The organism is Pantoea sp. USHLN256 (assembly GCF_037149875.1).
Classification (GTDB): domain Bacteria; phylum Pseudomonadota; class Gammaproteobacteria; order Enterobacterales; family Enterobacteriaceae; genus Pantoea; species Pantoea nemavictus.
On record NZ_JBBCQO010000001.1, the window covers coordinates 870,944 to 896,143 of the forward strand.

The following is a 25,200-nucleotide window of genomic DNA, read 5'->3' on the forward strand; positions in this document are numbered from 1 at the left end:
GCCATAAATGGCGATCCTACGAAAACCCAGCTTTGTAAATGTAAGGTCGCCATTCATGGTGACCGATTCTCGCTTAACTGACGAGCGTTACGCCACCATCTTCATCGCCACATGGCTCCAGCGATTGAGATGCGTAATCTGGAAACCATGCGCCTCAAACAGCGCATTGAGCGACGCTTCCGAATAAATCGTGATGTGCCCATTGCGTGGCGCGATATACCAATCATTCATTCCCAAATGGCTCACTTCATTCGTGGTGCCTGTGCTGAAGAAAAACACCCCGCCCTTTTTCAAAAAGCCTGACACTTCCCCCAGCGTTTTATGCGGCTCAGGCGTGTGCTCAAACACTTCAAAACAGGTTATAAATTCAAACGAGTTTAATTGCGGATAGTCACCAGGCACAAACGGATCCCAGGCAACCATATCAATGCCCACTTCCTGCATTAAGCGCGCCAGCGTGCCAGTACCGCCGCCGTAATCCAGCATCTTTTTGCCATGAAACTTTTTAAATAGAGCCAAAATTAGATCGCGGTTTTTGCGCGGGCGTTCGATCTCATAATTGGGATCAAACTCAGCATAGCCTTCGTTGTACACATGCTGCGCATAATCTTCCGGCGTCCAGTCATCAAACGCGTGGGTATACACCAAACCACAGCTCTGGCACTGATGGTAATAAATCGGCACACCAGTTAGTGGATACACGTAACGACTGGCATTTTGCGCATAACAGGCAGTATTGAAATCGGTGACACCATACAGCGAGGCTTCGCCCTGACACACTTTACAGCACCCGATTTCAACGACGGATTTAACGATGAGTTGAGACGACATGTTTGAGCCTTAAATAAGTCTGATCTGCTGCTGTGAGTCGACACATGCAGACCAGAACTTAAATCTAAGACTCAACCGGCATTAAAACTTCTAAACAACGCCTTCTGATTTAATAGCCTGGTACCTAACCAACCGCCGCACAACGAGAGCAACAATGCGCCACCGATCGGCAACACCATCCACAGCGTCCAGTCCGGCTGCCAGGGGAAATCAAAGATCTTGCGCTGCAATCCCCACAGCGCCGCTTCAGCGCCAAGGGCCGCCGCAATCCCCGACACCACGCCAAGCAGCGCAAACTCGCACCACAGCGTGCCGCGCAGCAGCCGTTTGCTGGCGCCGAGCGTGCGATACACCACCAGCTCCTGGCGGCGCTGACGCATACCGACCTGAATCTGTGCCAGCAATAGCAGCACGCCGCACACCGTGACCAGCACCACCATCACTTCCAGCGCCTGGCTTACCTGCGTCAACACCTGACCGATTTGGCGCATCATGCTGCCAATATCCAGCAGGCTCAGCGTCGGAAACGCGCGATTAAGCTGCGCCAGTAACGCAGGATTGCTCTCCATGCGGAAGCTGGTCAGCCAGGTTTGCGGCTGTTGATCGAGCGCGCCCGGCGGGAAGATAAAGAAGAAGTTCGGACGCAAACTTTCCCAATCGACCTTACGCAAGCTGGTGATTTTGGCGCTGAACTGCTGAGTATCGCCGCTGAAAGTTAAGCTATCGCCGAGCTTCACGCCGAGACGATCCGCCAGCTCCACTTCCATTGAGACTTCACCGGCTTTTGGCGGCCAGCTGCCGGCAATCAGCGGATTGTGATCCGGACGCTCCGCCTGCCACGTTAGATTGAGCTCGCGATTGAGCGCGTTATCCAGCTTCGGATCGGCCTCCTTGCCGTTCAGCTCGGTCAGACGTGCGCGCACGATCGGGTAGAACGTTTCCGGCTTGAGGTGATGCCCGGTCAGAAAATCACTTACCTGTGGCACCTGCTCTTTGGTGATGTTCAGCAGGAAATAGTTTGGGCTATCCGGCGGCAGTTGCTGTTGCCAGCGATCGAGCAGATCGCCGCGCATCACCAGCAGCAGCGCCAGCAGCATGAATGAGAGCGAAAACGCCGCCAGCTGGCTGAGCGTCATCGCCGGTTGGCGCAGCAGACGGTTGATCGCCAGGCGCAGTGCCAGATTGCGCACCACCAGCTTACGCAGCAGCAGCAGCGTGCCCCAGCCGAGAAGTGCCAGAAGCAGCGCCAGCATCACCACGCCGGCCAGCAGCGCCCACAGCATTTTGCTGCCGCCCATTAGCAGCGCCAGCAACCCCATTACCACCAGCGCCATCGCAGGCAGATAGACGCGCAGCGGCCAAACGTTGGCCACGGCATCCCGACGCAATACGCGCAGCGGTTGCGTCGCCATCAGCAAGCGGTAAGGACGTAAACCGACCAGCAGCGAAATCACAAACATCGCGCCAATCGCCCACAGCCACGGCCAGAAGCTCGCCGCAGGCAGCGCGCCCGGCAGCACCGGTTTCAGCATCAGCAGCAGAATCACTTCAATCCCCTGCCCTAATGCGCTCCCGACTATTGCCGCCAGCAGCAGCACTGCCAGCCACTGGCCGATGATCAGCCGCTGTAGCGCCTTGCGCGTTGCGCCGAGGGTTTTCAGCACCGCGACTAAATCGTAGCGGCTGCGACAGTAATGGCTCATCGCCACCGCCACCGCGGCAATCGCCAGCATCAGCGTCAACAGCGCGGAGAGCAGTAAAAATTGCTGCGCACGCTGCATGGATCGGCCTAGCGCATCTTCGGAGTTCTCGACGCTAATCCAGCGCTGATCGGCTTTTAGCTGCGGCTCGATCCAGCTGTCGTAGCGCGCCAGCGGTGCCGGTTCGCCGGAGAATTTATAGCGCCAGCTCAGGCGACTGCCCGGCTGCACCGCGCCGGTTTTCTCCACGTCGGCCAGGTTCATCAGCAGACGCGGCGCGGTCTGGAACGGATTGAAACCGCCATCCGGCTCCTGAATCACTTCACCGGCAATACGCAGCGTAGTATCACCAACGTCTACGTTGTCGCCCACTTTCAGGTTCAGCAACGCCAGCAAACGCGGCGCGGCCAGCACCGTTCCCGCTTGCGGGCGTAAGCCGGGCGGATGGGTTTGCAGTGTGCCAAACATCGGATAGGCATCATCCACGGCTTTTACATCCGCCAACTGCGGCGTCTCTTGGGCAAACGTCATGGTCATAAAGCTCAGCTGACGACTCACCGATAGCCCCTCGTCGCGCGCTTTATTCAGCCATGCGTCCGGTGCAGGCGAGGTGGTGCGCAGCGTACGATCGCCGGCCATAAAGTCGCGGCTCTGCTGGCTTAAGCCTTTTTCCATGCGATCGCTGATCGAACCTAGCGCCAGCACGCACGCCACCGCTAAGGTCAGCGCCAGCCAGACAATCAGCAGCGAGGGCGAGCGCCACTCGCGCCAGAACCAGCGCCAAATCATGTCTCCTCCCACAGCTTGCCGTCACGCAGCCGCAAGCGGCGGTCGCAGCGCGCCGCCAGTTGCTCATCGTGCGTCACCAAAATCAGCGTGGTGGCAAAATCGCGGTTGAGTGAGAACAGTAGATCGGCGATGCGATCGCCGGTTTTGCGGTCGAGGTTGCCCGTCGGCTCATCGGCAAACAGCAGGCCAGGACGACCGCTAAAGGCGCGTGCCAACGCCACACGCTGCTGCTCGCCACCGGAGAGTTGCGCAGGCAGATGGTGCAGACGATCTTTCAGGCCCAGCACCGTCAGCAGCTCCACCGCCTGGCTGCGGCTATCGCGATCGCTGTCGCCGCGCAGCAGCGCGGGCAGCTGCACATTTTCCAGCGCGTTGAGCGTTGGCACCAGCATAAAGGATTGAAAAACAAAGCCGACCTCACGCGCGCGCAGCGCAGCTCGTTGCTCCTCATTCATCGTGTGCAGCGGCTGACCGAGCAGATGCACTTCGCCGCTGCTGCCATCGTCCAGGCCCGCCAGAATGCCGAGCAGCGTGGACTTGCCCGAGCCGGACTCGCCAATCAAGGCGATGGTCTCCGCTGGTTTGACAACCAGCTCAACTCCGGTAAGGATGGTCAGCTGATGCTCCCCCTGACCGACGGACTTAGTAAGATGATGAACTGCAACAATGTTTTCCGCTGGCATTATCCCTTCCTGTTGTTATTGCTTCTGCTGGTGTCCCGATTTGCCGCCGCCGACACGTTGCTGGTGTTGGGCGACAGCCTGAGCGCCGGGTATCGCATGTCGGCTACGGCGGCGTGGCCAAGTTTGCTGAATAAAGAGTGGCAACAGCAGCCCAAAGTCGTCAACGCCAGCATCAGCGGTGATACCGCAGGACAAGGGCTGGCGCGTTTACCGAGCCTATTAAAACAGCATCAGCCCCGCTGGGTGTTAATCGAATTGGGCGGTAACGATGGCCTGCGCGGCTTTCCACCGCAGAACATCGCTGACGATCTAACCAAAGTGATCGACGAAGTGAAAGCCGCTAAAGCGCAGCCGCTGCTGATGCAGATTCGTCTGCCCGCCAATTATGGGCGTCGTTATACGGAGGCGTTTAGCGCTATCTATCCGCGCCTGGCACAGCAGTACGACATTCCTCTGGTGCCCTTCTTTATGGAGCAGGTCTACCTGAAGCCGGAGTGGATGCAGCAGGATGGAATTCACCCCAATCCGGATGCTCAGCCGTTTATCGCCAACCTGATGGCGACCGAACTGGCTCCGCTAGTAAAGCATGATTAATGCAGGCGTGTGATTTTTAACGGGTAAAGAAATGCAAAAAACAATTCTCATCACCGGCTGCTCCAGCGGCATTGGTTTGGTCGCCGCTAACGATCTTTTATCACGCGGCTATCGCGTGCTGGCCGCTTGTCGTCGCGCGGACGATGTGGCGCGCATGGAAGCGCTGGGATTTATTGGCGTGCAGCTGGATCTCGATGATGCCGCCAGCGTCGATGCCGCCGCCGACCGCGTGCTGGAGCTCACCGAGCATCGCCTGCACGCGCTGTTTAATAACGGCGGTTTTGGTCAATATGGGCCGCTGAGCAGCGTGTCGCGTCAGCAGCTGGAAAAGCAGTTTTCCACCAATCTGTTTGGCACCCATCAACTGACGATGCGCCTGCTACCGGCGCTGCAGGCCAGCGGCAATGGCCGCATCGTCAATACCAGTTCGGTGCTGGGATTGATCTCTACGCCAGGCCGTGGCGCGTATGCCGCCAGCAAATGGGCACTGGAAGCCTGGAGCGATGCGCTACGTCTTGAAGTGCGCGAGTCTGGCGTTCGCGTCAGCTTGCTCGAGCCGGGCCCCATCAGCACGCGTTTCACCGATAACGTGCATCAGGGTGAACAGGATAAACCGGTGCGCAATCCCGGTATCGCCGCGCGTTTTACTCTGCCGCCGGAAGCGATTCTGCCGAAACTGCGTCACGCGTTAGAGAGCAAACATCCGCGGTTGCGTTATCCGGTGACGCTGGTCGCCTGGACGATGAGCCTGCTGAAACGCCTGCTGCCAGGTTGGATACTGGATCGCATTTTGCGCAGCAACTAAGCTGCAAGTCAGAATCGAGCTTGAACCTGGGCAGCTTGCCCCCATATCCTCAACACACTTTCTGCAAAGAGACGTATTCATGTCACACGCTTTGATTATCGACATCAACGAATCCAATCTGCAACAGACCTTAGAGCAGTCGATGCAGCTGCCGGTGCTGTTCTATTTCTGGTCCGAACGCAGTCAGCATTGTCAGGAATTGACGCCGGTGCTGGATCGCCTGGCGCAGGAGTATGCCGGTCAGTTTATTTTGGCGAAGCTGGATTGTGATAAAGAGCAGATGGTGGCCTCGCAGTTTGGTCTGCGTTCCATCCCAACCGTTTATCTTTTCCAGAACGGTCAGCCGGTGGACGGCTTCCAGGGCCCGCAACCTGAAGAGGCGATTCGCGCCCTGCTGCAAAAGGTGTTGCCGCGTGAAGAAGAAGTAAAGGCGCAGCAAGCCATGCAGCTGATGCACGAAGGCAAACCGCTTGACGCTCTGCCGCTGCTGAAAGATGCCTGGCAGCTGAGCAATCAAAACAGCGAAATCGGTTTCCTGCTGGCGGAAGTGCTGATCACCCTTAATCGCAGCGACGAAGCGGAAACGGTGTTGGATAAGGTGCCGTTGCAGGATCAGGACACGCGCTATCAAAGCCTGATCTCGCAAATCGAACTGCTGAAACAGGCCGCCGATACGCCAGAAATTCAGCTGTTGCAGGAACAACTGGCCGGCGATGCCGCGAATGCCGAGCTGGCGGCAAAACTTGCCTTACAGCTGCATCAGGTTGGCCGCAACGAAGAAGCGTTAGAGCTGTTGTTCGGTTTCCTGAAAAGCGATCTCAGTGCGGGTGATGGCCAGGTGCGCAAGATGTTCCAGGAGATTTTGGCCGCACTCGGCACTGGCGATACCCTCGCCGCCCGCTATCGCCGCCAGCTTTACTCGCTGCTGTACTGATCGGTACCGCGCGTTAAACGGGCCGAACGACTCGGCCCGATAATCAATCTGCGGCAGGTTATCGCAGTGCTTACGCTGTTCGTCCTGTAATTCCCCCTTCCTGATAACCTTACTTTCCCGTATTCACTCAAGCTGCACGGTCTAACGATGGCGGCCTGATTCGCCTCACCCTACTAGCATTGCAAATCATTGATATCCGCCCAGCATTTCATCACTCGCTTTCATCATCTCCCCCTTAATGCTCCCAAACCTGAAAACATAAACACCAAACTTCAACGCCCAAACAAACCCAACACTTAATGGCACCACAACAAACTACATAAACACTAAAAAAGTTTGCATTTAGTTTCATAGAGATAACTCAAAACTTAATGCACTGCGCAAATTAAGTGTTGCCGCAGTTTTTAGCGAGCGTAATATCCGCACCATTAGGAATTAAGTCAAAACTTAAGGCAAAGTTCAATCTAACTTCTAGGAAACTAATCATGGGAAATTTTACTAAAACTCTGGTCGCTGTTGTTGTTACTTCTTCTTCGCTTTCTGCTTTAGCCGATACGGCTGCTATTAGTCGTGGTCAGGAAGCGGTAAGCCATGCCAGCCGCATGCAGTCTGCTGCGGATGCACGCGTTGCCGCAGCTTATGCTGGACGCTTCACTCACCAAGGTAGTGGCCTGAAAGGCGTTGAGGCTATGCAAGTGGATCGTGATGCCATGAGCCAAGCCGCGACCGCCCGGGCCAATGCCAATGCACAAATGGCGGGTGCCAGGAATCAGTTAGCCGGCGCTGTAGCGGGTGGTTATAACCTGCCGCATCAAGTCAACGTCCGCAAAAACTCGGACATGGCGGTGGCGCTGGCTGACGCCCGTCAGGCCGATGCCGATCGTCAGGCTAAACAGCTCAGTGCCACCAGCTACAAGCTCGGCGAGATGCAGCGCCAGCAAAAAAGTGCGGGCGTGGAACGCCCGATGGGCCCGCAGGTCAACGTCCGCAAAAACTCGGACATGGCGGTGGCGCTGGCTGACGCCCGTCAGGCCGAGGCCGATCGTCAGGCTAAACAGCTCAGCGCCACCAGCTATAAGCTCGGCGAGATGCAACGCCAGCAAAAAAGTGCGGGCGTGGAACGCCCAATGGGCCCGCAGGTTAACGTCCGCAAAAACTCGGACATGGCGGTAGCCCTGGCTGACGCCCGCCAGGCCGATGCCGATCGTCAGGCTAAACAGCTCAGCGCCACCAGCTATAAGCTCGGCGAGATGCAGCGCCAGCAGAAGAGCGCGGGCGTCGCGCCTTCTCAGGCTCCGCAGGTCAGCGCCACCAGCTATAAGCTCGGCGAAATGCAGCGCCAGCAGAACAGCGCGGGCGTAGCGCCTTCTCAGGCTCCGCAGGTCAGTGCCACCAGCTACAGGCTCGGTGAGATGCAGCGTCAGCAGAAAAGTGCGGGCGTCGCGCCTTCTCAGGCTCCGCAGCTCAGCGCCACCAGCTTCAAGCTCGGCGAGATGCAGCGCCAGCAGAAAAGTGCGGGCGTGGCGCCTTCTCAGGCTCCGCAGCTCAGCGCCACCAGCTACAAACTCGGTGAGATGCAACGTCAGCAAATGATGAGGGGTGTTGCTCCTGCCCAGGCTCCTCAGCTCAGCGCCACCAGCTACAAACTCGGTGAGATGCAACGTCAGCAAATGATGATGGGTGTTGCTCCTGCCCAGGCTCCGCAGGTCAGTGCCACCAGCTACAAGCTCGGCGAGATGCAGCGCCAGCAAATGATGGTGGGTTCAATCAACGTAAGTGCGGCAAGTCTGCCAGGTAAGACACCGGTTAGCCTGACGGTAAACGGTGTCAGCACCACCACCACAGCGGCGGAGCTGGCTGCGGTGACTCCTTCATTACAAGTTGCGGTGCCACACATCGCTGCCTTTGAGCGTAATCCGCTGAAAGGTGGGGCAAATGGACGGGCGATGCATGGCCATGCGAATAACGATCATGGCAATGGCGGTAGCAATTCCGAAGGAACACACAGCGCCGAAGCGCATGGCTTCGGTAATGGTGCCCACGCTGCTGCGGGTGGCGGTCATCAAGGCGGTGGTTTCCATTACTAACAGCAAAGTGTTTCACGGGGCTGTCGTCTGATGGCCCTTTTCTCAGCGTATAAACAAGACCACAACACTCAGTATTAACTTAACTCTCACTTTAATCAGCTAAAGACTATCGGGGAACTTTAGATGTCAGATCACACACAACGCAATCAGCAAATCTATATGGCACATGTGGCAGGAAATACAGCGGCAGATATCGCGCAGGAATTTGGCCTCTCGCAACCCTATATACGCCAATTGATCCGCGAGGCTAAGCAAGACTCGGCGCTTCACCCGCTAAGGGCGAAAAATGCAGCAGCATTAGCCTATCAGAATGTTGTTTTCGCTAAGTTTCACTGTCAGTAGGGATGTGCGCATTGAGAGAACATATTGTTTCCTGTCTGATAGCGCTCTACAAAATCGATATCTGTGCGGAATCACCCGAGTTAGTCATTTCACATGCGAGATTCATTCGGGAATATAAGCCAACCGATCGCGAGATTGAACAAGCGGCAGCCTTGCTTTATGAGGAGGGGGCTATTTTTGAGGACATAGAACACACTTTGAACAAACTGATACGACGTCGTTAAGATAAGCTTCTAACAATGTGGTAAATTCACCTGCACACTGTTAGAGGGATAGCCAGCCATGAAACGCTTTATTTACTATGGGTATAATTTTAAACGTAAAATCCCTGACTTAAAATCTCTGGTTGAGTGTGTCCAAAATGATAAGCCTCCTCTCACCTACCTTATGTCAAGTGAGGTTGAAGAGTGGGTAAAGCAAGGTGCGGAAGTTGACGTGAATCCGTTATTCGCCGGTTGCCAGTTCCAGTTTGCCGATGGAACAGCGATCGAATATGACAAAAAAAGCGCGAAGATTAAGCGTTACTCCGCCGATAATCGACCTGCCTGGTTCGTTGCGAAAAATGAGTACTGGTCTATCTGGCTACAGAACTTCCAGTACAAGTCAGATGAGGTCGCCCATCTGGTAAAAGAGATTAAGGATATGGATCTGGCACAGCGCCGCGAGCTGGCGGATCTGTTGTTTGATCTCGATCTGAAAAAATTATCTTCATCCACAACAGCTAATTCGCATAAAGAGCACAGCAAACCGCTTGGCAACACGCAGGGCCGCACTACCGCGCCGCGCGTCATGGACCTGGGTTCAATTGAGTTCTTTAAGCAGTTTGTTGATCGCCTGCAGAACGCCATCGATGCGCATCAAATTCCGACGCTGCAAATCCTTACCGCTGAAGACGATATGAAAGCCGTTTCAGCCGAAGTGAAAGGTGCAACACGCACCTATTATCAGGCCATTTGTGGCGAGAACGTTCCCAATGTAAACCGCGCATCTTCGCTCAATCCAGACATTTATTGTGATCGTCTTAAACCGATGATCGCCGCGGTGCATGAAATCGGTGTTGAAAACTATTATGCCGAGATGGTGAAAGCAATAGCCGCTGCGAATGGCGCCTTTATTCGTGATTTCTCTTTTGCCTACCCGGTTTAATTTTTCCCTGAGTCGCGCTTGCCATCCGCGTGATGGCAGCATCCGGCCAGGTGATTGATGATTGGGCACTCCGCGCTGTCATCGCCTGGGCAGGCTTCTGCCAGTTCCAGCAAGCGCGCACGCATTACGTGTAACTCTTCGATATGTGCGGCAATCTCATCGGCTTTCTGCAAGGTGCGCGCTTTAACATCCGCGCTGTGCCGTGCAGGATTGTTGAACAGCGTCACCAGTTCCCGACACTCTTCCAGCGTAAAACCCACCTGACGCGCCTGGCGCAGCAGATTCAGTTCATCAATATGATGCGCCGCGTAATAGCGATAACCATTATCACTGCGTGATGGCGGCGTCACCACGCCTTTCTCTTCATAGAAACGAATCGCTTTGCTAGTGAGTCCGGTTTTTTTTGCCACATCGCTGATGTTCATATTCACCTCTTGACCTTCCCCTGAATGGAAGGTTTAGGGTACATCTCTAATGCAAATTTTGCATGCAGTCAAAACCTGAGGAGTAAACCATGTCACATACTCAACTGCTGGCGTTGGACGGCTTGTCCTGCGGCCACTGTGTTAAACGCGTAAAAGAAGCGCTGGAGCAGCGCAGCGATGTCGAACAGGCCGACGTCACGCAGGAAGAAGCGCGCGTAACGGGCGCCGCCAGTGCCAGCGATCTGATCGCCACGGTGGAACAAGCCGGTTATCACGCGGTGCTGAAAGACGGCGCAGCCAGCCCAAAGCCTAAACCGTTGACAGCTACAGAGCCGCCGCCGGAGGCGCTGACAACGGAGTCGCAACCGGCAGAATCGCTTACCAAAGATCTTCCCGTGCATCACTTACTGATTGGCGGCATGAGCTGCGCCAGCTGCGTGAGTCGCGTGGAGCAGGCGCTACAAAACGTGCCCGGCGTCAGCCAGGCACGCGTCAATCTCGGCGAGCGCAGCGCGCTGATCCTCGGCGATGCACCAGCCGACGCGCTGGTTAGCGCGGTCGATCAGGCGGGCTATTCCGCCGAAGTGATCGATGATGAACAAACGCGGCGCGAACGCCAGCAGGTCAGCGCACGGCAAGCCATGCGGCGCTTTAGCTGGCAATCAGCGCTGGCCTTGCTGCTCGGCGTGCCGATGATGATTTGGGGCATGCTCGGCGACAACATGATGCTGAGCGCCGATAACCAAACCCTGTGGCGCACGCTGGGCGTGATCACCTTGCTGGTGATGTTGATTGCCGGTGGCCATTTCTATCGCAGCGCGTGGCGCAGTTTGCGTCACGGCACCGCCACCATGGATACGCTGGTGGCGCTGGGAACCGGCGCAGCGTGGCTCTATTCAATGAGTGTGGCGCTATGGCCAGAATTCTTTCCGCATCAGGCACGCCATCTCTATTTTGAAGCCAGCGTGATGATCGTGGGCTTAATCAATCTCGGCCACGCGCTGGAGCAGCGCGCACGCCAGCGTGCCTCAAAAGCACTGGAACGCCTGCTGGATTTAACGCCCGCGCAGGCGCGCGTCGTCAGCGATCACGGTGAAACCTTGCTGCCGCTGAGCGAGGTTCAGCCGGGCATGACGCTTAAACTGGTGACCGGCGATCGCGTGCCGGTAGATGGTGACGTCATCAGCGGCGAAGCCTGGTTTGATGAAGCCATGCTGACCGGCGAAGCCGTACCGCAGGCCAAACAGTCAGGCGACAAAATCTTTGCCGGTACGCTGGTGCAAGACGGCACGCTGCACTTTGTCGCGCGCGCCACCGGCAGCCATACCACGCTGTCGCGCATCATTAATCTGGTGCGACAGGCGCAAAGCAGCAAGCCTGACATCGGGCGTCTGGCCGATCGCATCTCCGCCGTTTTTGTCCCGGTGGTGGTCGCGATTGCGCTGCTGAGCGGCCTGATTTGGTATCTGGTTGGTCCGCAGCCGCAGCTGGCTTATACCTTAGTGATTGTCACCACGGTGCTAATCATCGCCTGTCCTTGCGCCTTGGGTTTAGCCACGCCGATGTCGGTGATTGCTGGCGTGGGACGCGCGGCAGAACTGGGCGTGCTGGTGCGTGACGCCGATGCGCTGCAACGTGCCAGCGAAGTCGATACCATCGTGTTCGATAAAACCGGCACCCTGACGCGCGGCACGCCGCAGGTCAGCGATGTGTTGCTTTACAGCGACTGGAATCGCCAGCAGGTGCTCAGCGCGGCGGCGCAGATGGAGCATGGATCCAGCCATCCGCTGGCTAAAGCAATTCTCGCTGCCGCGCCTGATGTCAGCGGCGAAGCGGTTAAGCAATTTCGTACAATACGCGGCAAAGGCATCAGCGCTAAAGTTGACGACAGAACGCTGCTGTTGGGTAATCAGGCGCTGCTGGATGCACATCAGATTGATTACCGCGCCGCGCAGGCGGATATCGAGCACTTTGCCGCACAAGGCGCTACGCCGGTGCTGCTGGCCGATAGTCATCAGCTACTGGGATTAATCGCGCTGCGTGACAGCCTACGTCCTGAGAGCAAAGAGGCGCTGCAGCGTCTGCATCAGCTGGGTTATCGCTTGATTATGTTGACCGGCGATCACCAGAAAACCGCGCAGGCAATTGCCGCCGAAGCCGGAATTGATGAAGTGATTGCCGGCGTACTGCCGGAGGGCAAAGCGCAGGCCATTACTCAGCTGCAGCAGCAAGGTCGCAAAGTGGTGATGGTGGGCGACGGCATTAATGATGCACCGGCGCTGGCGCAGGCAGATGTCGGTATCGCGATGGGCGGCGGCAGCGACGTGGCGGTTGAAACCGCAGCAATGACGCTGATGCGCAACGATCTGCACTGCGTCGCCGATGCGTTGTCGATAGCCAGCGCCACGCTGCGCAATATGCGTCAGAACCTATTAGGCGCCTTCATTTACAACAGTTTGGGCATTCCGATTGCCGCGGGCGTGCTCTATCCGTTTACCGGCCTGCTGCTGAGCCCAATTGTGGCGGGCGCGGCGATGGCGCTATCGTCAATTACCGTGGTGAGTAACGCTAACCGTTTGCTGCGCTTCAAGCCCGCGCAGCGGGAATAGCCACTCCAGCCCTGTTCTTCCGTGGATGAAATCGCTAGCATGGATTTTTGCATTAAAAAGGACAGGACAGGGAATGAGACACGGTCTGTGGCACAGCATCCAACAACGGATCGCGACCCTTTTCCCGGCCAGTTACAGCTGGCCGGCCATGGATATTCAGCTGGGTGACCGACGCCTTCATCTGGCGGGCAGCATTCATATGGGCACGCGCGACATGCAGCCGCTGCCCGCCGGTTTGCTGCGTCAGCTTAATAAAGCCGACGCGCTGATTGTTGAAGCCGATATCACGCAAGGCGCATCGCCGTTTAGCAACGATGATGCGCATCCGCCGCTTGCAATGCGCCTTGCAGCTGACGTCCTGCAACGGCTGCAAGCCCTGTGTGATGAGCTGTCACTTTCACTGAGCGTGTTCGACACGCTGCCGTTCTGGCAAATCGCGTTGATGTTACAGGCACAACAGGCGCAGCGACTCGGCTTACGTCCGCAGTTTGGCATCGATTATCAGCTGTTGCAGGCGGCAAAAGCGGCGAATAAACGCATTATTGAACTGGAAGGTCCGGCAACCCAGATCGCCCTGCTGAAATCGCTGCCGCAAGATGGTTTGCCGCTGTTGCTGGATACGCTTGAGCATTGGCATACCAACGCACGTCTGCTGCAAACCATGATTAGCTGGTGGCTGGATGCGCCGCCAACGCAGCAACCCGTGGCGTTGCCCAGCACTTTTAGCAGCGAGCTTAACGACACGCTGATGCGTAATCGTAATCAGCACTGGCGCGAACTGTTGCTGGCATTACCTAAAGGGCGATATGTGGTGGCGGTGGGCGCGCTGCATCTGTATGGCGACGATAATTTGCCGGGGTTGCTGAAGAAATAAATTCTGCACCTATCCGTAGCGGCGCAATTTATTGCGCTCAATTGAGCTTACGAATGTCGCTGAAAAGCGCGCGATAAATCGCGCCGCTACAAGTATGTGCGAGTGATAACAATGGAAAAATTCAGAAAAAAAGAAGGCCAATAATAATATTGGCCCGTCAAAGAGGAATTTGTTTATGATTTTGGTTATCACCAGCAATCTCTTGCTGGCGCGGGCCAATTCTCGCGCAAAGTTCAGAATTTCGCCACTGTTTTTCCATCAAAACTGAAATAAGAATATTCCTAACAAGGACCAATCATGACGCCCGCGGTAAAACTTCTGGAAAAACAAAACGTCACCTTTACCCTGCATCCGTATGACCACGACAGCCATGAAACTAATTTTGGTGATGAAGCGGTGCGTAAGCTCAATCTTGATGCGCGCCAGGTGTTCAAAACTTTGCTGGTGTCGCTCAACGGCGATGCCAAAGCGCTGGCCGTGGCGGTGACGCCGGTCTCAACTCAGCTGGACCTAAAAAAGGTCGCCAAAGCGCTGGGCGCCAAGAAAGCCGATATGGCCGATCCGCAGCTGGCACAGCGCGTAACCGGTTATCTGGTGGGCGGCATTAGCCCGCTGGGACAGAAAAAACGTCTGCCAACGGTGATCGATCGGCAGGCGGCGGAGTTCGCCACCATTTTCATCTCTGGCGGCAAGCGCGGGCTGGATATCGAACTGGCGGCGCAGGATTTGTCGCGCCTGCTGGATGCGCCGCTGGCCGATGTCGCCAGACGCGATTAATCGGGCTGCTGGGCGCAGAGTTGATCGATCATCCAGCGCCCGGCCGGTCCCGGTGGATTGCGTCGTGACCACACCACATCTACCGCAATACGCTGTGGCCAGCCCGGCACCGGCAGCTCTTTTAGCACCTGATGACCAAACTGCTCCACTAGCCAGCGCGGCAACACGCTCCAGCCGAAACCCTGCTCCGCCATCTCCAGCAGTAACAGATAGGATGGCGCTGACCACACGCGTCCGGCGGGCAGCGGCTCACGATTTTGCACCCACGTGTTGAGCCGTAGATGCCGCAGCTCACCTAACTGCCCTTCACTCACCTGCTGCAACTGCGACAAGGCATGATCCTGATGCAGATAGATCGCCATCTGCGCGCCAACCTGCAGGCGCGCCACCGCCAAATCCGGCGGCAACTGTGGCTGCGCCCGTACCACGCCGAGATGCACACGACCGGCCTGCAACAGATCTAAAGCATCCGCATCCTCCGCGATCATGCACTCGAACTCGATATCCGGATAACGTTGATCAAAACGATTGAGCAAATTTTGATGATGATCGGCCTGCCAGAAATCAGAGATCGCCAGGCTAAGGCGCGGCTCAACCCCCTGCGACAGGCGCACCGCCAGTTCATCCAGCCGCTGGCTGGCGGCCAGAATCTGCTGCACCTGCGCAAACGCACGCTGTCCATGTTCGGTGAGCACCGGCTGGCGTCCGCTGCGATCAAACAGCGTGAAGCCCAGATCATCTTCCAGATTAGCTACCGCGCTGCTGATGGTGGACTGGCTTTTTGCCAACGCGCGCGCTGCCGCTGAAAACGATCCGCTGGCGACGGTTTGCACAAAAGCTTCAAGAGATTCCGGGGAGTACTTCATGGTGAACCATCGCTTTTATCGATAGGTGATCATTTTATCTTAGCATTTTAGGGTGCGAAAATACGCGACATCACTAATCAGGAGGTTTCTATGCGTACCCGTTCGCTGAAAGAACGTTTTTGTCATGCCGCAGGCTTTGAAGGGTTGGCACTTATCACCGTTGCGCCGCTGGCTGCCTGGATCATGGAGAAACCGCTGTTTCAGATGGGCGCGCTGGCGATCATGCTGTCGACCGTCGCCATGCTGTGGAACATGATCTATAACACCGGTTTTGATCGCATCTGGCCGCCGCAGGTTAAACGCGGCTTCGGTCTGCGCGCTATGCACGCGCTGGGCTTTGAAGGTGGTTTTATCCTGATCGGCTTGCCGATTGCCGCCTGGATGCTGAATATTTCGCTGCTGGAAGCCTTCGTGCTGGAAGTGGCGTTCTTTCTGTTCTTCCTGCCCTATACCATGCTCTACAACTGGGTGTGGGATAAATTGCGCCACCGTTGGGTGACGCAGAAATCCTGTCAGGCTTGATGCCTCTCTGAAAACCGGTCGCCATGAAGGCCGACCCTACGGCCCAGGTGCGCAATCATGCGCACCTGGCCATCAACGTTCAATGTTGCTGCGCGGCGCGCGGCCAAATCCACGCCAGAATCATCTGCGGATAGCTTGGTTTCCGCTGCTTCTCCTGCGCTTTGTTGCGCTCCTCAATCTGCGCTTCCGTCAGATGCACGATGCCGGTTGGCACAAAGTCGGCAATCTTCAACGGAGAATGCTGGCTAACAAATTCGCGCAGCACATCGGCATCTCGCAGCCCGCTATTGCTGAAACCGGCATGGGTTTCGATGTTCGGATAACCGTCGCCGCCGCTGGCGTTGAAGCTGTTGGTCGCCATGCGATAAGTTTTATCCTTTTGCAGCGCCTCGCCGTTAATCTTCACATCGCTCACGCCTTTGCCATCCGCTACCAAACTGATGTTGGTGAACTGCGCGAAGCCACCTGAGTCCACTTTGATATTGGCCACTGTCGCCAGATAGTTCAGCAACTCATTGCCGGTCAGCGTGACCGATACCACCTGATTGCCGAACGGCTGCACCTGCAGCAGATCGCGCCAGCTCAGATTGCCCTGCGCCAGCGAAGTGCGAATGCCGCCACCGCTCATCACGGCAAAGTCCGCTTTGGTCGCATCCATCTGCGCGCGCAAAATCAGCTGACCGAGGTTGGTTTGTTCAAATCGCACCTTGTCGCGTTCGCCAACGAATACGCCATCGCTGCTGCCGACTTTCACATCCAGCTTCTTGCCGGCACGCAGTTGATAAGGGGTTAACAGCTTCATCATCGCGCTATTTTTCGGGATCTCCTCCTGCCAGGTGAGCCAGGATTCGCTGCCGTCGAGGTTCTTCACTTTGTGTTTCAGATTCACCGGGATCAGCTGGTAATTCTCCAGCGTCAGCTCGCCATTACGAAAGGTGAAGTCACCACGTCCAACGAATTTGCCCCACTCCTTCGCCTGCATGATCCACACGCCATTCTGGCGATCCGGCTGGCACGGTTGGCCCGGCTGATAATCTTTTACGCTGACGTTCTCTTTCTCCATGCACACCGCATCCTGCGAATGGCCGCCGATGATCACATTGAGGGTGCCGGGCGGCAGGCTGCGTGCCAGCTCAACGTCGCCTGGCGCATTGCTACCGTGCTGACCGTCGTCGTAATGACCCATATGCGTTAGTGCGATAATGACGTCAGGTTTTTCACTGGCGCGCAGTTCCGCCACCGCTTTCTCGGTCTCTTTCACCGGATCGCGGATATCGATAGCGGCGATATTCTCCGGATTGGAGATGCGCAGCGTGTCGGTGGTGGTCAGGCCGATTACCGCGATCTTTAGCCCCATGCGATTAAACGTCGCCCACGGCTTAAATAAGCGCGTGTCGGTGCCTTTTTGATAGATGTTGGCCGAAAGGAACGGAAACTTGGCCCACTTCTGCTGCTTCTGCAGCACGCTAAGTGGTTTATCAAATTCGTGGTTGCCCAACGCCATGGCGTCATAGCCGACCAGATTCATGCCGCGAATATCCGGCTCCGCATCCAGCATATCTGACTCTGGCACGCCGGTGTTCACATCGCCCGCTGAGAGAATCAGCGCACCACCGCCTTTAGCCTGCACATCATAACGCTGTTGATCCATCAAGGTTTTCTGTGCCGCCAGGCCATATTCGCCCTGAGCGTTAGTCCAGTAACGACCGTGATGATCGTTGGTGTGCAAAATGCTGAAACGATAACTGCGATCCGTTTGCCACGCCTGCGCCAGCATCGGCAGCAGTAACACTAACAGCGCCAGCCAGCGCCCTTTTCGCGGTGATAAAAACAAAGCCGATCTCCTTATTCTGCGTTTTTCCACTGAGCGGTGGACTTAATCTGCGTTTTCGCCCTTCTGTGTCGCACAGATGACTTATTAACTCAAGATGAAAGACGTTTTACGTGGATTAGCTTGCAACGATCTGCTGCTCATCACCAGAATCGAATCTGCCATCCACCGTCCAAATCCTGGCCTGGTCACCCGTTATCCCCTTTATGACGGCTTTATCTGTGATAACCACTTTCCCTAAGCCCCTTTCACAGGGCAACTATTTTTCCTCATCGCCCTTCATTCTGCGTATTTGCAGCCGATATAGTGAGATAACTGATGAAAATGAAGCTTCAGCTGCATTTTTGTCTCATTTTTTCAATTTACTGGTCTTTTACCGCTCAAATGTTTAAACGCGGTAAGCGATTGTGCATTACACTAGGTTGTTACAAGCGGATACATTTGCACACAAGGAGACAGGCATGCATCACACCACACCGTTGATCACTACCATTGTCGGGGGGCTGGTCCTCGCATTTCTCCTTGGTATGCTGGCAAACCGCCTGCGCATCTCACCGCTGGTCGGTTACTTATTGGCTGGCGTGCTGGCCGGTCCTTTCACGCCAGGCTTTGTCGCAGATACTAACCTTGCACCAGAACTGGCTGAACTCGGCGTGATTCTGCTGATGTTTGGCGTCGGTTTGCACTTCTCGCTGAAGGATTTGATGTCGGTAAAGTCCATCGCCATTCCTGGCGCCATCGCGCAAATCGCCGTGGCGACGCTGCTGGGAATGGGACTTTCCTGGGCCATGGGCTGGTCGTGGATGACCGGCCTGGTATTTGGCCTGTGTCTTTCTACCGCCAGTACCGTGGTGCTGCTGCGGGCGCTTGAAGAACGACAACTGATTGATAGCCAGCGCGGACAAATCGCCATTGGCTGGTTAATCGTAGAAGATTTAGTGATGGTGCTAACGCTGGTGCTGCTGCCCGCCATCGCCGGCATGCTGGAACAGGGCAACGCCAGCCCAACTCTGCTGCTGTGGGATCTGCTGCTGACCATCGGCAAAGTCGTCGCCTTTATGGTGCTGATGATGGTGGTAGGCCGCCGCGTCGTGCCATGGATTCTCGCCAAGAGTGCCGCTACCGGTTCGCGTGAGCTATTTACCCTTGCGGTACTGGCGCTGGCGCTTGGTATCGCCTTTGGTGCGGTCGAATTCTTTGATGTCTCCTTCGCGCTTGGCGCCTTCTTTGCCGGCATGGTGCTGAACGAATCTGAACTCAGCCACCGCGCCGCCCACGATACCTTGCCGCTGCGCGACGCCTTCGCCGTGCTGTTCTTTGTTTCGGTCGGCATGCTGTTTGATCCGATGATCCTGATTGAGCAGCCGCTGGCGGTACTTGGCGCGCTGGCGATTATTGTGCTGGGCAAATCGATTGCTGCCTGGCTGCTGGTGACGCTGCTGGGTCATTCCCGTCGTACCGCAATGACCATTTCGGTGAGCCTGGCGCAGATTGGTGAATTCGCCTTTATCCTCGCCGGTCTCGGTATCTCGCTGGGTATGCTGAGCGACGAAGGTCGCAATCTGGTGCTGGCGGCGGCGATTCTCTCCATCATGCTTAACCCGATTCTGTTTACCCTTCTGGAACGCTATCTCGATAAAACCGAGACTATGGAAGAGCAGACGCTGGAAGAAGCCATTGAAGAGGAGAAGCAAATTCCGGTGGATATCTGTAACCACGCCGTGCTGGTCGGCTATGGCCGCGTTGGCAGCCTACTGGGACAAAAGCTGATGGAAGCGGATGTGCCGCTGGTGGTGGTGGAAAACTCCCGTCCACGCGTTGAAGCGCTGCGCGAGCAAGGCATCAAAGCGGTACTGGGCAATGCAGCACGCGTCGATACCATGGAGTTAGCGCGCCTAGACTGCGCCCGCTGGCTGCTGCTGACCATTCCGAATGGCTATGAAGCCGGTGAAGTGGTGACCGCCGCACGTGAGAAGCGTCCGGACATTGAGATCATCGCACGTGCGCATTATGACGATGAGGTGACCTACATTATGGAGCGCGGCGCCAATCGTGTGGTGATGGGCGAACGTGAAATCGCTAACAGCATGTTGCACGTGCTGGAAGAAGAGATTGCGCAGAACCCGATTGTGCGTGAGTGCCCGATTTAAATTTGTGCGGTCTTAGGCCAGGTCGCCATAAATGGCGACCCTACGGCGTCAGGTGCGCAGTAATGCGCACCGATGCCACCATCAACGATCCCAATACGACTCTTCTAAACTGTCTTCCCGCTCCGGCAGACCGCGCGTCAGACGCGGTGAATGCTGGTTCAACACCTGATAACTCACCCGGTTCGCATATTTACACACTTGTGCCAGCGACGAATACGTCAGGTACTCACGGCCATGTTTGCTAGAGTTAGGCACCTTCTGGCGATGGAAGTTGTTGGCGGTGATGTCATGCAGCAGCGCTGCCAGTGCGCCATCGCCCGCGCCGTTGGTGTTCATGATCTTCTCCGGCCCGCCCATATACGGCGCGATATGCGAGAAGATGCGCAGCGGCTGCTGACAATCTTTATGGCGCATCGCGCGACTAAATTCATACTGGTTGAATTCGGCCAGCGCGCCTGGCAGCAGCGGATGATTGGTTTTGCGTTTGAACTCGTCTTCGGTGAATCCGGCCATGTACAAACCGGTCGGCCCAGCGGTGCACAGCACTAAATCCACCCAATCCAGCGCCATGTTCGATGCCAGCAACGGGTCTTGCTCACCGGTCAGCGCGAAAGCCTCTTCTTCATTCATCGCGACGATCGAGACGTGATCGCGCAGGAAATCGCGCCAGAACTGCGGGTTGTCCTGAATCACATATTTAGTACCGAGCGTCAGCACCACTGGCACATTGTGTTTCTTCGCGTATTCGATGGCGCGCAAGGTCGCTTCCGGCATCGGTTCGCCCGGCTGGCAGCGCACCAGATAAGAGGTCAACACCAGCGCCGACGCCCCCGCAATCACCTCTTCCGGGATGTTGTTAGCATGCAGCTGATTCATTAAACCAGGGCTGATGGCAAAGGTGCGTTCGCCCTGCTCGCCAATCAGCGTGAAGCAGCGGCCAATGGCGCCATCAACGCCCTGCAGGAAGTTGAGATCCATGCGGCTGGAGGTATTGCACAGATAGCGATAGGCGTAGCCGCCGATCTGGATGTTGTTACACATTACTCCCAGCAGTACAGAGCGATCATCGGCAAGAACGGAGTAGTTGTGTAAGGTATTGCCGATGGTGCCGCCAGCAAACTGATGGCTGATGAGCTCTTCACGCATCAGTTCGTTGTAGAGGGCCTCAGCGGTGGCATCGTCGATCACCAGCGAGTGACCGGCACTGAGACCGTAACGTTGCAAAAAGTCATCGTCGACTTTGGCTTCGATATCCACCAGCGTCTGGTCGATACCCACCACCCAACTGCCCTCTTCCTGCTCTTGCTGCGTAGCTTGCAGCAGCGGATCGCGCGCGTTGACGGGGAAATAGTGTTTGGATTTGCGTTTGCCGGGAAATTTCATCGAGAGTGCCGTCAGGGAAAATCAGGCAGAGAATGATATCACACTCTCTGCCACACCCTTAACGGCGCGCGTTGACCAGCTGCACCATCATTTCAATATGTTCAGCATCGTCGTTGAGCGCCGGAATATACTCAAACTTTTCGCCGCCGGCATGCAGGAAGATCTCGCAGTTCTCCCCGCTAATCTCCTCCAGCGTTTCGAGGCAATCTGCGGCAAAGCCTGGACTCATCACCTGCACGTGCTTGATGCCCTTCGCCGGCAAACTCTTCATGGTTTCGTCGGTATACGGCGTCAGCCACGGCTCGCGGCCAAAGCGCGACTGGAAGGTCATCATGATCTTATGCGGTGCAATGCCTAAGGCCGCCGCCAGCGCAGCAGTGGTGTCTTTGCAGCGCTGCGGATAATCATCGCCTTCATTGGCGAAACGTTGCGGAATGCCGTGATACGACAGCACCAGCAGATCCGGTTCGCCATGCTGCGCGAAGGAGCGCTCCACCGAGGCTTTCAACGCGGCGATATAGGCCGGATGTTCCGCATAATCGCGAATAAACGCCACTTCGGGCAGTGAACGCAACGGTTTGAAACTGGTGGCTAATCCATCCCACACCGCCGCAACCGTCGAGCAGGAGAACTGTGGATAGAGCGGCAGCACGATGAGTTTATTGACGCCCTGCGCCAGCAGACGCTGCAGGGCGCTATCCAGGCTGGGCTGGCCGTAGCTCATGCCAAGTTCAACCGGCATATCTAAACGCTGCGCTAAGGCTTCACGCTGACGCTTGCTGAACACCATCAGCGGCGAGCCTTCCTCCATCCACACCGAGGCATAGAGTTTCGAAACGCGCGGCGATCGGAATGGCACAATGATGAAATTGAGAATCGGCCACCACAATAAGCGTGGCGTATCGACCACACGTGGATCGCCGAGGAACTGTTTCAGATAGCGCTTAACCGCAGGTGTGGTGGGTGCGTCTGGCGTGCCTAAATTAACCAGCAAAACCCCGGGCTTTTCTTGCCTCATTGTATTTCCTTGATGTCGAAACGAATGGGTCAAATGCAAAATCAGGGGGAAATTGTAGCGGAAATCGTGGGAGGGGAAAGCAATTGCTGCAAAAGGGCCGGACAACCGGCCCCAGAACGCCTTAGCCGAGGATCGTGGCCAATTGCGTGCTCACTTCAGCGACCGGGCGGGTGCCGTCGATTTTGTGATATTCGGTGTTGCCGTCCTGCGCTTCTTTGCCGTAGTAGGCAATCAGCGGCGCGGTCAGCTGATGGTACTCCACCAGACGCTTACGCACGGTCTCTTCCTGGTCATCTTTACGCGTGGTCAGCTCTTCGCCGGTCAGGTCATCTTTACCTGCCACTTTCGGTGGATTGTAGGTGACGTGATAAACGCGGCCGGATGCCGTATGGACGCGACGACCGACAATACGATCCACAATCAGCTCGTCCGGAACAGCAAACTCCAGCACGTAGTCAACCTTGATGCCCGCTTCTTTCATGGCATCAGCCTGCGGGATAGTGCGTGGGAAGCCATCGAGCAGGAAACCGTTTTTGCAGTCTTCCTGCGCGATACGCTCTTTAACCAGCGCAATCACTAACTCGTCAGTCACCAGTTTACCGGCATCCATGATCGCTTTAGCCTGTTGGCCCAGTTCGGTGCCTGCTTTCACTGCCGCACGCAGCATGTCACCCGTGGAGATTTGCGGAATACCGTACTTCTCCATGATAAATTGAGCCTGAGTGCCTTTACCTGCGCCCGGAGCTCCGAGCAGAATAATACGCATTGCGTAATTCCCCTTGCGAATTGCATTGTTCAATCTGAGAAGGCGAAGAACATACCATTATGACCCGCGCACCACAAGGAAACGGGCGTGCTTGCCATGAAAGGTCTACTTTGACCTGCTTTGTCAGCGAATACCAGCAGAGTGCCTGTTTTTAAGAATTACGGCTAAGCATCAGCACGTCCTTCAGGCGCTTTTTTAAGGTCGGCGTGACATTGAGATGTTTGTTTACGCCGCCGCGCACATTGGCCCGTAGCCGCAAACGACCCTGCTGTGGCAGAACCTGAATATCCTGCGGTAATGCATGAGCATTGAGACCGCTCGGCAGCGGAAAAAGCGCAAAGGGTAAACCCGGTTGCTGAATAGAGTGCAATATAAAGGGCGAGTCGAGCGCGATATTCTCCACCATAGCAATGTTGAAGGGCCGCCACTCGCTATCATCCATTAATTCAAGTGCCTGTTCCGGCGCCGCGCCTAGCGCTAATCCCTGCTCAAACAGCCGCAGCTCGCTGCGTACCAGCGTACTGAAATCCGCGGTGCGCAGCGCGATCATCACCAGATCACCACAAAGCGCAGCATGCCTGTCGAGGCGCGCAACAAACAGCCGCGCATCGCTAATTAAGCGCTTATGCAGCTGCGTAGCAAACGACTCCGACGCATCGGTAACGCCCTGGCTTTGGCATTCGCTCAGTGCGCGTACCCGGCCCTGCTGCATATCAACGTGCTCCACCAGCGCAATATTGCCCGCCATCATCGGCAAGGTGGGCAACACGCTGAGTTCACTGACCGGATATTGCGAGGCATAGCGGGTTTGATTACGCGCCTGCTCCTGACGAAGAAAGAGTTGGGAAAGCAGCACCCGTGCAATATGCAAAGAGGGGGCGAAGAAGATATCGTAGTTTTCAAGCCGGTAATGACGAGACAGCAAGCCGCGAAGCTTATCGCGCGCCGCCGCCGCCCTGGCAGTAGCAAGTTGTGGAGCCATCGCGTGACATTTCTCTGGTTATTGTGCTGTGTGCGGGAAGTGAAGCGTGGCGGTGATTTCGGCGTAAAACACAGAGAAGCTCAGCCGTCAACCCGCCATAATCTGGGTGAAAGGTTAGGCCAATGCGGCTGGACATTAAAATGATATAAACTGACAATCCCTGTTAGGTTTTTACACAAGGGACGAGTATGACCGCGCTTCCATCATTACGTGCTCTGCAATATTTCCACCAGGCGGCACTGTATAGCAGTTTTAGCGTGGCGGCCGAACGTCTACATGTCACCCACAGCGCCATCAGCCATCAGGTGCGTCAACTGGAAAGCTGGATGGGCAAGCCGCTGTTTGTGCGGGCCAGCGGACGCGTCAAATTAACCTCACACGGTGAGCGTTTGCTGGTGAGTTGTCAGAAAGCGTTCAGCGAACTCTCTACCACCTGCGAAAGCATCCGCACCGGCATGCGTCATCACCTCAGCGTCTCCTGCGCGCCCAGCTTTCTGGCGCAATGGCTGATTCCACGCATCGCCAGCTTCTATCAGCGCTATCCCGATATTGAAGTGCAGTTTCAGCCGCTGGTGGAGATTGACCAGCTGCGAAGTGAGCACACCGATGTGCTGATCCTCAGCGCTGAGCAATCACCCGATGACGATATTGATGCCACCTTGATTAGCGATGATTATATCGGCCCGCTGTGCGCTCCGCTGTTTGCGGCGCGTTTTCAAAGTGAACAGGACCTCGCCTCGCTGCCGCTGCTGCACGCCGATACGCGTCTGCATGCCTGGGCTGAATGGGCGAAAACCAGCGGCGCGCGCGGCAATTTCTGGATCGGCAAGCATTTCGATAATTTGACGTTAGGGATTCAGGCGGCAAAAAACGGCTTAGGCGTGATCATGGCACCACGTCTGTTGGTGCGTAAGGAGTTGAGTGACGGCACCTTGATTGCGCCGTTGGGCTTTGTGCGCGTCGATCGCGCCACCTTGATGATGACCAAGATTTCACGCCAGCACGATGCGGAGATTACGCTGTTTCGCGATTGGTTACGCGATCAGGCGCAGATATAAAAAAGGTCGCCAGGAATGGCGACCTTAC

Annotated in this window: 22 protein-coding genes; 12 read left to right on the forward strand and 10 right to left on the reverse strand. The window is 56.1% G+C overall.

What is annotated here, in order from left to right; translation table 11 throughout:
* Nucleotides 1-87: 87 nt before the first annotated feature.
* From WFL93_RS04160 to ybbA, 3 genes are all read right to left on the reverse strand, one after another.
* On the reverse strand, nucleotides 88-831 hold the full coding sequence (locus WFL93_RS04160) for a class I SAM-dependent methyltransferase (protein ID WP_336777315.1): 744 nt from the start codon (nucleotides 829-831) through the stop codon (nucleotides 88-90).
* A 71-nt stretch (nucleotides 832-902) separates the two neighbouring features.
* The gene (gene ybbP, locus WFL93_RS04165) at nucleotides 903-3,320 is read right to left on the reverse strand and encodes a putative ABC transporter permease subunit YbbP (RefSeq protein ID WP_336777316.1); all 2,418 of its coding nucleotides are present in this window, start codon (nucleotides 3,318-3,320) and stop codon (nucleotides 903-905) included.
* On the reverse strand, nucleotides 3,317-4,003 hold the full coding sequence (gene ybbA / locus WFL93_RS04170; RefSeq protein ID WP_336777317.1) for a putative ABC transporter ATP-binding protein YbbA: 687 nt from the start codon (nucleotides 4,001-4,003) through the stop codon (nucleotides 3,317-3,319). The genes ybbP and ybbA overlap by 4 nt, the downstream gene beginning before the upstream one ends.
* Between ybbA and tesA the strand changes: the two genes are divergently transcribed.
* The 6 genes from tesA to WFL93_RS04200 all read left to right on the forward strand — a co-directional run bounded on the left by tesA (nucleotide 3,971) and on the right by WFL93_RS04200 (nucleotide 9,911).
* Complete coding sequence (gene tesA / locus WFL93_RS04175) at nucleotides 3,971-4,597, forward strand: multifunctional acyl-CoA thioesterase I/protease I/lysophospholipase L1 (protein ID WP_180823199.1); 627 nt, start codon at nucleotides 3,971-3,973, stop codon at nucleotides 4,595-4,597. The two genes, ybbA and tesA, sit on opposite strands and share 33 nt — an antisense overlap.
* Nucleotides 4,598-4,628: 31 nt before the next feature.
* Entirely contained in the window at nucleotides 4,629-5,402 is a 774-nt protein-coding gene (locus WFL93_RS04180; protein ID WP_336777318.1) for an SDR family oxidoreductase, read from the forward strand.
* 79 nt (nucleotides 5,403-5,481) lie between these two features.
* On the forward strand, nucleotides 5,482-6,336 hold the full coding sequence (locus WFL93_RS04185) for a co-chaperone YbbN (RefSeq protein WP_007890783.1): 855 nt from the start codon (nucleotides 5,482-5,484) through the stop codon (nucleotides 6,334-6,336).
* 485 nt (nucleotides 6,337-6,821) lie between these two features.
* Nucleotides 6,822-8,423, forward strand: coding sequence for a hypothetical protein (locus tag WFL93_RS04190; protein WP_336777319.1), 1,602 nt, complete (start codon nucleotides 6,822-6,824; stop codon nucleotides 8,421-8,423).
* Nucleotides 8,424-8,546: 123 nt separating this feature from the next.
* The gene (locus tag WFL93_RS04195; protein WP_336777320.1) at nucleotides 8,547-8,765 is read left to right on the forward strand and encodes a hypothetical protein; all 219 of its coding nucleotides are present in this window, start codon (nucleotides 8,547-8,549) and stop codon (nucleotides 8,763-8,765) included.
* A 282-nt stretch (nucleotides 8,766-9,047) separates the two neighbouring features.
* Complete coding sequence (locus WFL93_RS04200; RefSeq protein ID WP_336777321.1) at nucleotides 9,048-9,911, forward strand: hypothetical protein; 864 nt, start codon at nucleotides 9,048-9,050, stop codon at nucleotides 9,909-9,911.
* Here WFL93_RS04200 and cueR read toward each other — a convergent pair.
* Nucleotides 9,908-10,336: a Cu(I)-responsive transcriptional regulator gene (gene cueR / locus WFL93_RS04205; protein WP_180823193.1), complete on the reverse strand. Its 429-nt coding sequence runs from the start codon at nucleotides 10,334-10,336 to the stop codon at nucleotides 9,908-9,910. The genes WFL93_RS04200 and cueR overlap by 4 nt on opposite strands.
* An 89-nt stretch (nucleotides 10,337-10,425) precedes the next feature.
* Here cueR and copA point away from each other — a divergent pair, with 89 nt between their 5' ends.
* The 3 genes from copA (at nucleotide 10,426) to ybaK (ending at nucleotide 14,596) form a co-directional block, all read left to right on the forward strand.
* Nucleotides 10,426-12,945, forward strand: coding sequence for a copper-exporting P-type ATPase CopA (copA, locus tag WFL93_RS04210; protein WP_336777322.1), 2,520 nt, complete (start codon nucleotides 10,426-10,428; stop codon nucleotides 12,943-12,945).
* A gap of 73 nt (nucleotides 12,946-13,018) precedes the next feature.
* Nucleotides 13,019-13,819 carry a TraB/GumN family protein gene (locus tag WFL93_RS04215; RefSeq protein WP_336777323.1) on the forward strand — a complete coding sequence of 267 codons (801 nt, stop codon included), beginning with the start codon at nucleotides 13,019-13,021 and terminating at the stop codon, nucleotides 13,817-13,819.
* Between the two features lie 297 nt (nucleotides 13,820-14,116).
* Nucleotides 14,117-14,596, forward strand: coding sequence for a Cys-tRNA(Pro)/Cys-tRNA(Cys) deacylase YbaK (ybaK, locus tag WFL93_RS04220; RefSeq protein ID WP_049850832.1), 480 nt, complete (start codon nucleotides 14,117-14,119; stop codon nucleotides 14,594-14,596).
* On the opposite strand, the gene WFL93_RS04225 is transcribed toward ybaK, so the two are convergent.
* On the reverse strand, nucleotides 14,593-15,462 hold the full coding sequence (locus tag WFL93_RS04225) for a LysR family transcriptional regulator (protein WP_007886886.1): 870 nt from the start codon (nucleotides 15,460-15,462) through the stop codon (nucleotides 14,593-14,595). The genes ybaK and WFL93_RS04225 overlap by 4 nt on opposite strands.
* A 90-nt stretch (nucleotides 15,463-15,552) precedes the next feature.
* On the opposite strand from WFL93_RS04225, the gene WFL93_RS04230 reads away from it, so the two are divergent.
* The gene (locus tag WFL93_RS04230) at nucleotides 15,553-15,984 is read left to right on the forward strand and encodes a multidrug/biocide efflux PACE transporter (protein WP_007886887.1); all 432 of its coding nucleotides are present in this window, start codon (nucleotides 15,553-15,555) and stop codon (nucleotides 15,982-15,984) included.
* A 79-nt stretch (nucleotides 15,985-16,063) separates the two neighbouring features.
* Here WFL93_RS04230 and ushA read toward each other — a convergent pair whose 3' ends face one another.
* The gene (gene ushA, locus WFL93_RS04235; RefSeq protein WP_336777324.1) at nucleotides 16,064-17,818 is read right to left on the reverse strand and encodes a bifunctional UDP-sugar hydrolase/5'-nucleotidase UshA; all 1,755 of its coding nucleotides are present in this window, start codon (nucleotides 17,816-17,818) and stop codon (nucleotides 16,064-16,066) included.
* Nucleotides 17,819-18,276: 458 nt separating this feature from the next.
* Between ushA and ybaL the strand changes: the two genes are divergently transcribed.
* Nucleotides 18,277-19,965 carry a YbaL family putative K(+) efflux transporter gene (gene ybaL, locus WFL93_RS04240; protein WP_336777325.1) on the forward strand — a complete coding sequence of 563 codons (1,689 nt, stop codon included), beginning with the start codon at nucleotides 18,277-18,279 and terminating at the stop codon, nucleotides 19,963-19,965.
* Nucleotides 19,966-20,046: 81 nt separating this feature from the next.
* Here ybaL and WFL93_RS04245 read toward each other — a convergent pair whose 3' ends face one another.
* From WFL93_RS04245 to WFL93_RS04260, 4 genes are all read right to left on the reverse strand, one after another.
* The gene (locus WFL93_RS04245; protein WP_007886890.1) at nucleotides 20,047-21,348 is read right to left on the reverse strand and encodes an inosine/guanosine kinase; all 1,302 of its coding nucleotides are present in this window, start codon (nucleotides 21,346-21,348) and stop codon (nucleotides 20,047-20,049) included.
* A gap of 58 nt (nucleotides 21,349-21,406) precedes the next feature.
* Complete coding sequence (gene hemH, locus WFL93_RS04250; RefSeq protein ID WP_007886891.1) at nucleotides 21,407-22,366, reverse strand: ferrochelatase; 960 nt, start codon at nucleotides 22,364-22,366, stop codon at nucleotides 21,407-21,409.
* Nucleotides 22,367-22,487: 121 nt separating this feature from the next.
* A complete protein-coding gene (adk, locus tag WFL93_RS04255) occupies nucleotides 22,488-23,132 on the reverse strand; it encodes an adenylate kinase (RefSeq protein WP_336777326.1) in 645 nt (214 codons plus the stop codon).
* Nucleotides 23,133-23,283: 151 nt separating this feature from the next.
* Complete coding sequence (locus tag WFL93_RS04260; RefSeq protein ID WP_336777327.1) at nucleotides 23,284-24,114, reverse strand: DUF6024 family protein; 831 nt, start codon at nucleotides 24,112-24,114, stop codon at nucleotides 23,284-23,286.
* Between the two features lie 188 nt (nucleotides 24,115-24,302).
* Here WFL93_RS04260 and WFL93_RS04265 point away from each other — a divergent pair, with 188 nt between their 5' ends.
* Nucleotides 24,303-25,172 (forward strand): LysR substrate-binding domain-containing protein, encoded by an 870-nt coding sequence (locus WFL93_RS04265; protein WP_007886894.1) that lies wholly within the window; start codon nucleotides 24,303-24,305, stop codon nucleotides 25,170-25,172.
* The last annotated feature ends 28 nt before the right edge of the window (nucleotides 25,173-25,200 follow it).

Coding starts and splice junctions, on each gene's coding strand:
- WFL93_RS04195 (WP_336777320.1), top strand. CDS start 8,547: ATGTCAGATCACACACAACGCAATCAGCAAATCTATATGGCACATGTG.
- copA (WP_336777322.1), top strand. CDS start 10,426: ATGTCACATACTCAACTGCTGGCGTTGGACGGCTTGTCCTGCGGCCAC.
- tesA (WP_180823199.1), top strand. CDS start 3,971: ATGATGAACTGCAACAATGTTTTCCGCTGGCATTATCCCTTCCTGTTG.
- ybaK (WP_049850832.1), top strand. CDS start 14,117: ATGACGCCCGCGGTAAAACTTCTGGAAAAACAAAACGTCACCTTTACC.
- WFL93_RS04200 (WP_336777321.1), top strand. CDS start 9,048: ATGAAACGCTTTATTTACTATGGGTATAATTTTAAACGTAAAATCCCT.
- WFL93_RS04215 (WP_336777323.1), top strand. CDS start 13,019: ATGAGACACGGTCTGTGGCACAGCATCCAACAACGGATCGCGACCCTT.
- WFL93_RS04265 (WP_007886894.1), top strand. CDS start 24,303: ATGACCGCGCTTCCATCATTACGTGCTCTGCAATATTTCCACCAGGCG.
- ybaL (WP_336777325.1), top strand. CDS start 18,277: ATGCATCACACCACACCGTTGATCACTACCATTGTCGGGGGGCTGGTC.
- cueR (WP_180823193.1), bottom strand. CDS start 10,336: ATGAACATCAGCGATGTGGCAAAAAAAACCGGACTCACTAGCAAAGCG.
- ybbA (WP_336777317.1), bottom strand. CDS start 4,003: ATGCCAGCGGAAAACATTGTTGCAGTTCATCATCTTACTAAGTCCGTC.
- WFL93_RS04190 (WP_336777319.1), top strand. CDS start 6,822: ATGGGAAATTTTACTAAAACTCTGGTCGCTGTTGTTGTTACTTCTTCT.
- hemH (WP_007886891.1), bottom strand. CDS start 22,366: ATGAGGCAAGAAAAGCCCGGGGTTTTGCTGGTTAATTTAGGCACGCCA.
- WFL93_RS04260 (WP_336777327.1), bottom strand. CDS start 24,114: ATGGCTCCACAACTTGCTACTGCCAGGGCGGCGGCGGCGCGCGATAAG.
- WFL93_RS04225 (WP_007886886.1), bottom strand. CDS start 15,462: ATGAAGTACTCCCCGGAATCTCTTGAAGCTTTTGTGCAAACCGTCGCC.
- WFL93_RS04185 (WP_007890783.1), top strand. CDS start 5,482: ATGTCACACGCTTTGATTATCGACATCAACGAATCCAATCTGCAACAG.
- ybbP (WP_336777316.1), bottom strand. CDS start 3,320: ATGATTTGGCGCTGGTTCTGGCGCGAGTGGCGCTCGCCCTCGCTGCTG.
- adk (WP_336777326.1), bottom strand. CDS start 23,132: ATGCGTATTATTCTGCTCGGAGCTCCGGGCGCAGGTAAAGGCACTCAG.
- WFL93_RS04180 (WP_336777318.1), top strand. CDS start 4,629: ATGCAAAAAACAATTCTCATCACCGGCTGCTCCAGCGGCATTGGTTTG.
- WFL93_RS04245 (WP_007886890.1), bottom strand. CDS start 21,348: ATGAAATTTCCCGGCAAACGCAAATCCAAACACTATTTCCCCGTCAAC.
- WFL93_RS04160 (WP_336777315.1), bottom strand. CDS start 831: ATGTCGTCTCAACTCATCGTTAAATCCGTCGTTGAAATCGGGTGCTGT.
- WFL93_RS04230 (WP_007886887.1), top strand. CDS start 15,553: ATGCGTACCCGTTCGCTGAAAGAACGTTTTTGTCATGCCGCAGGCTTT.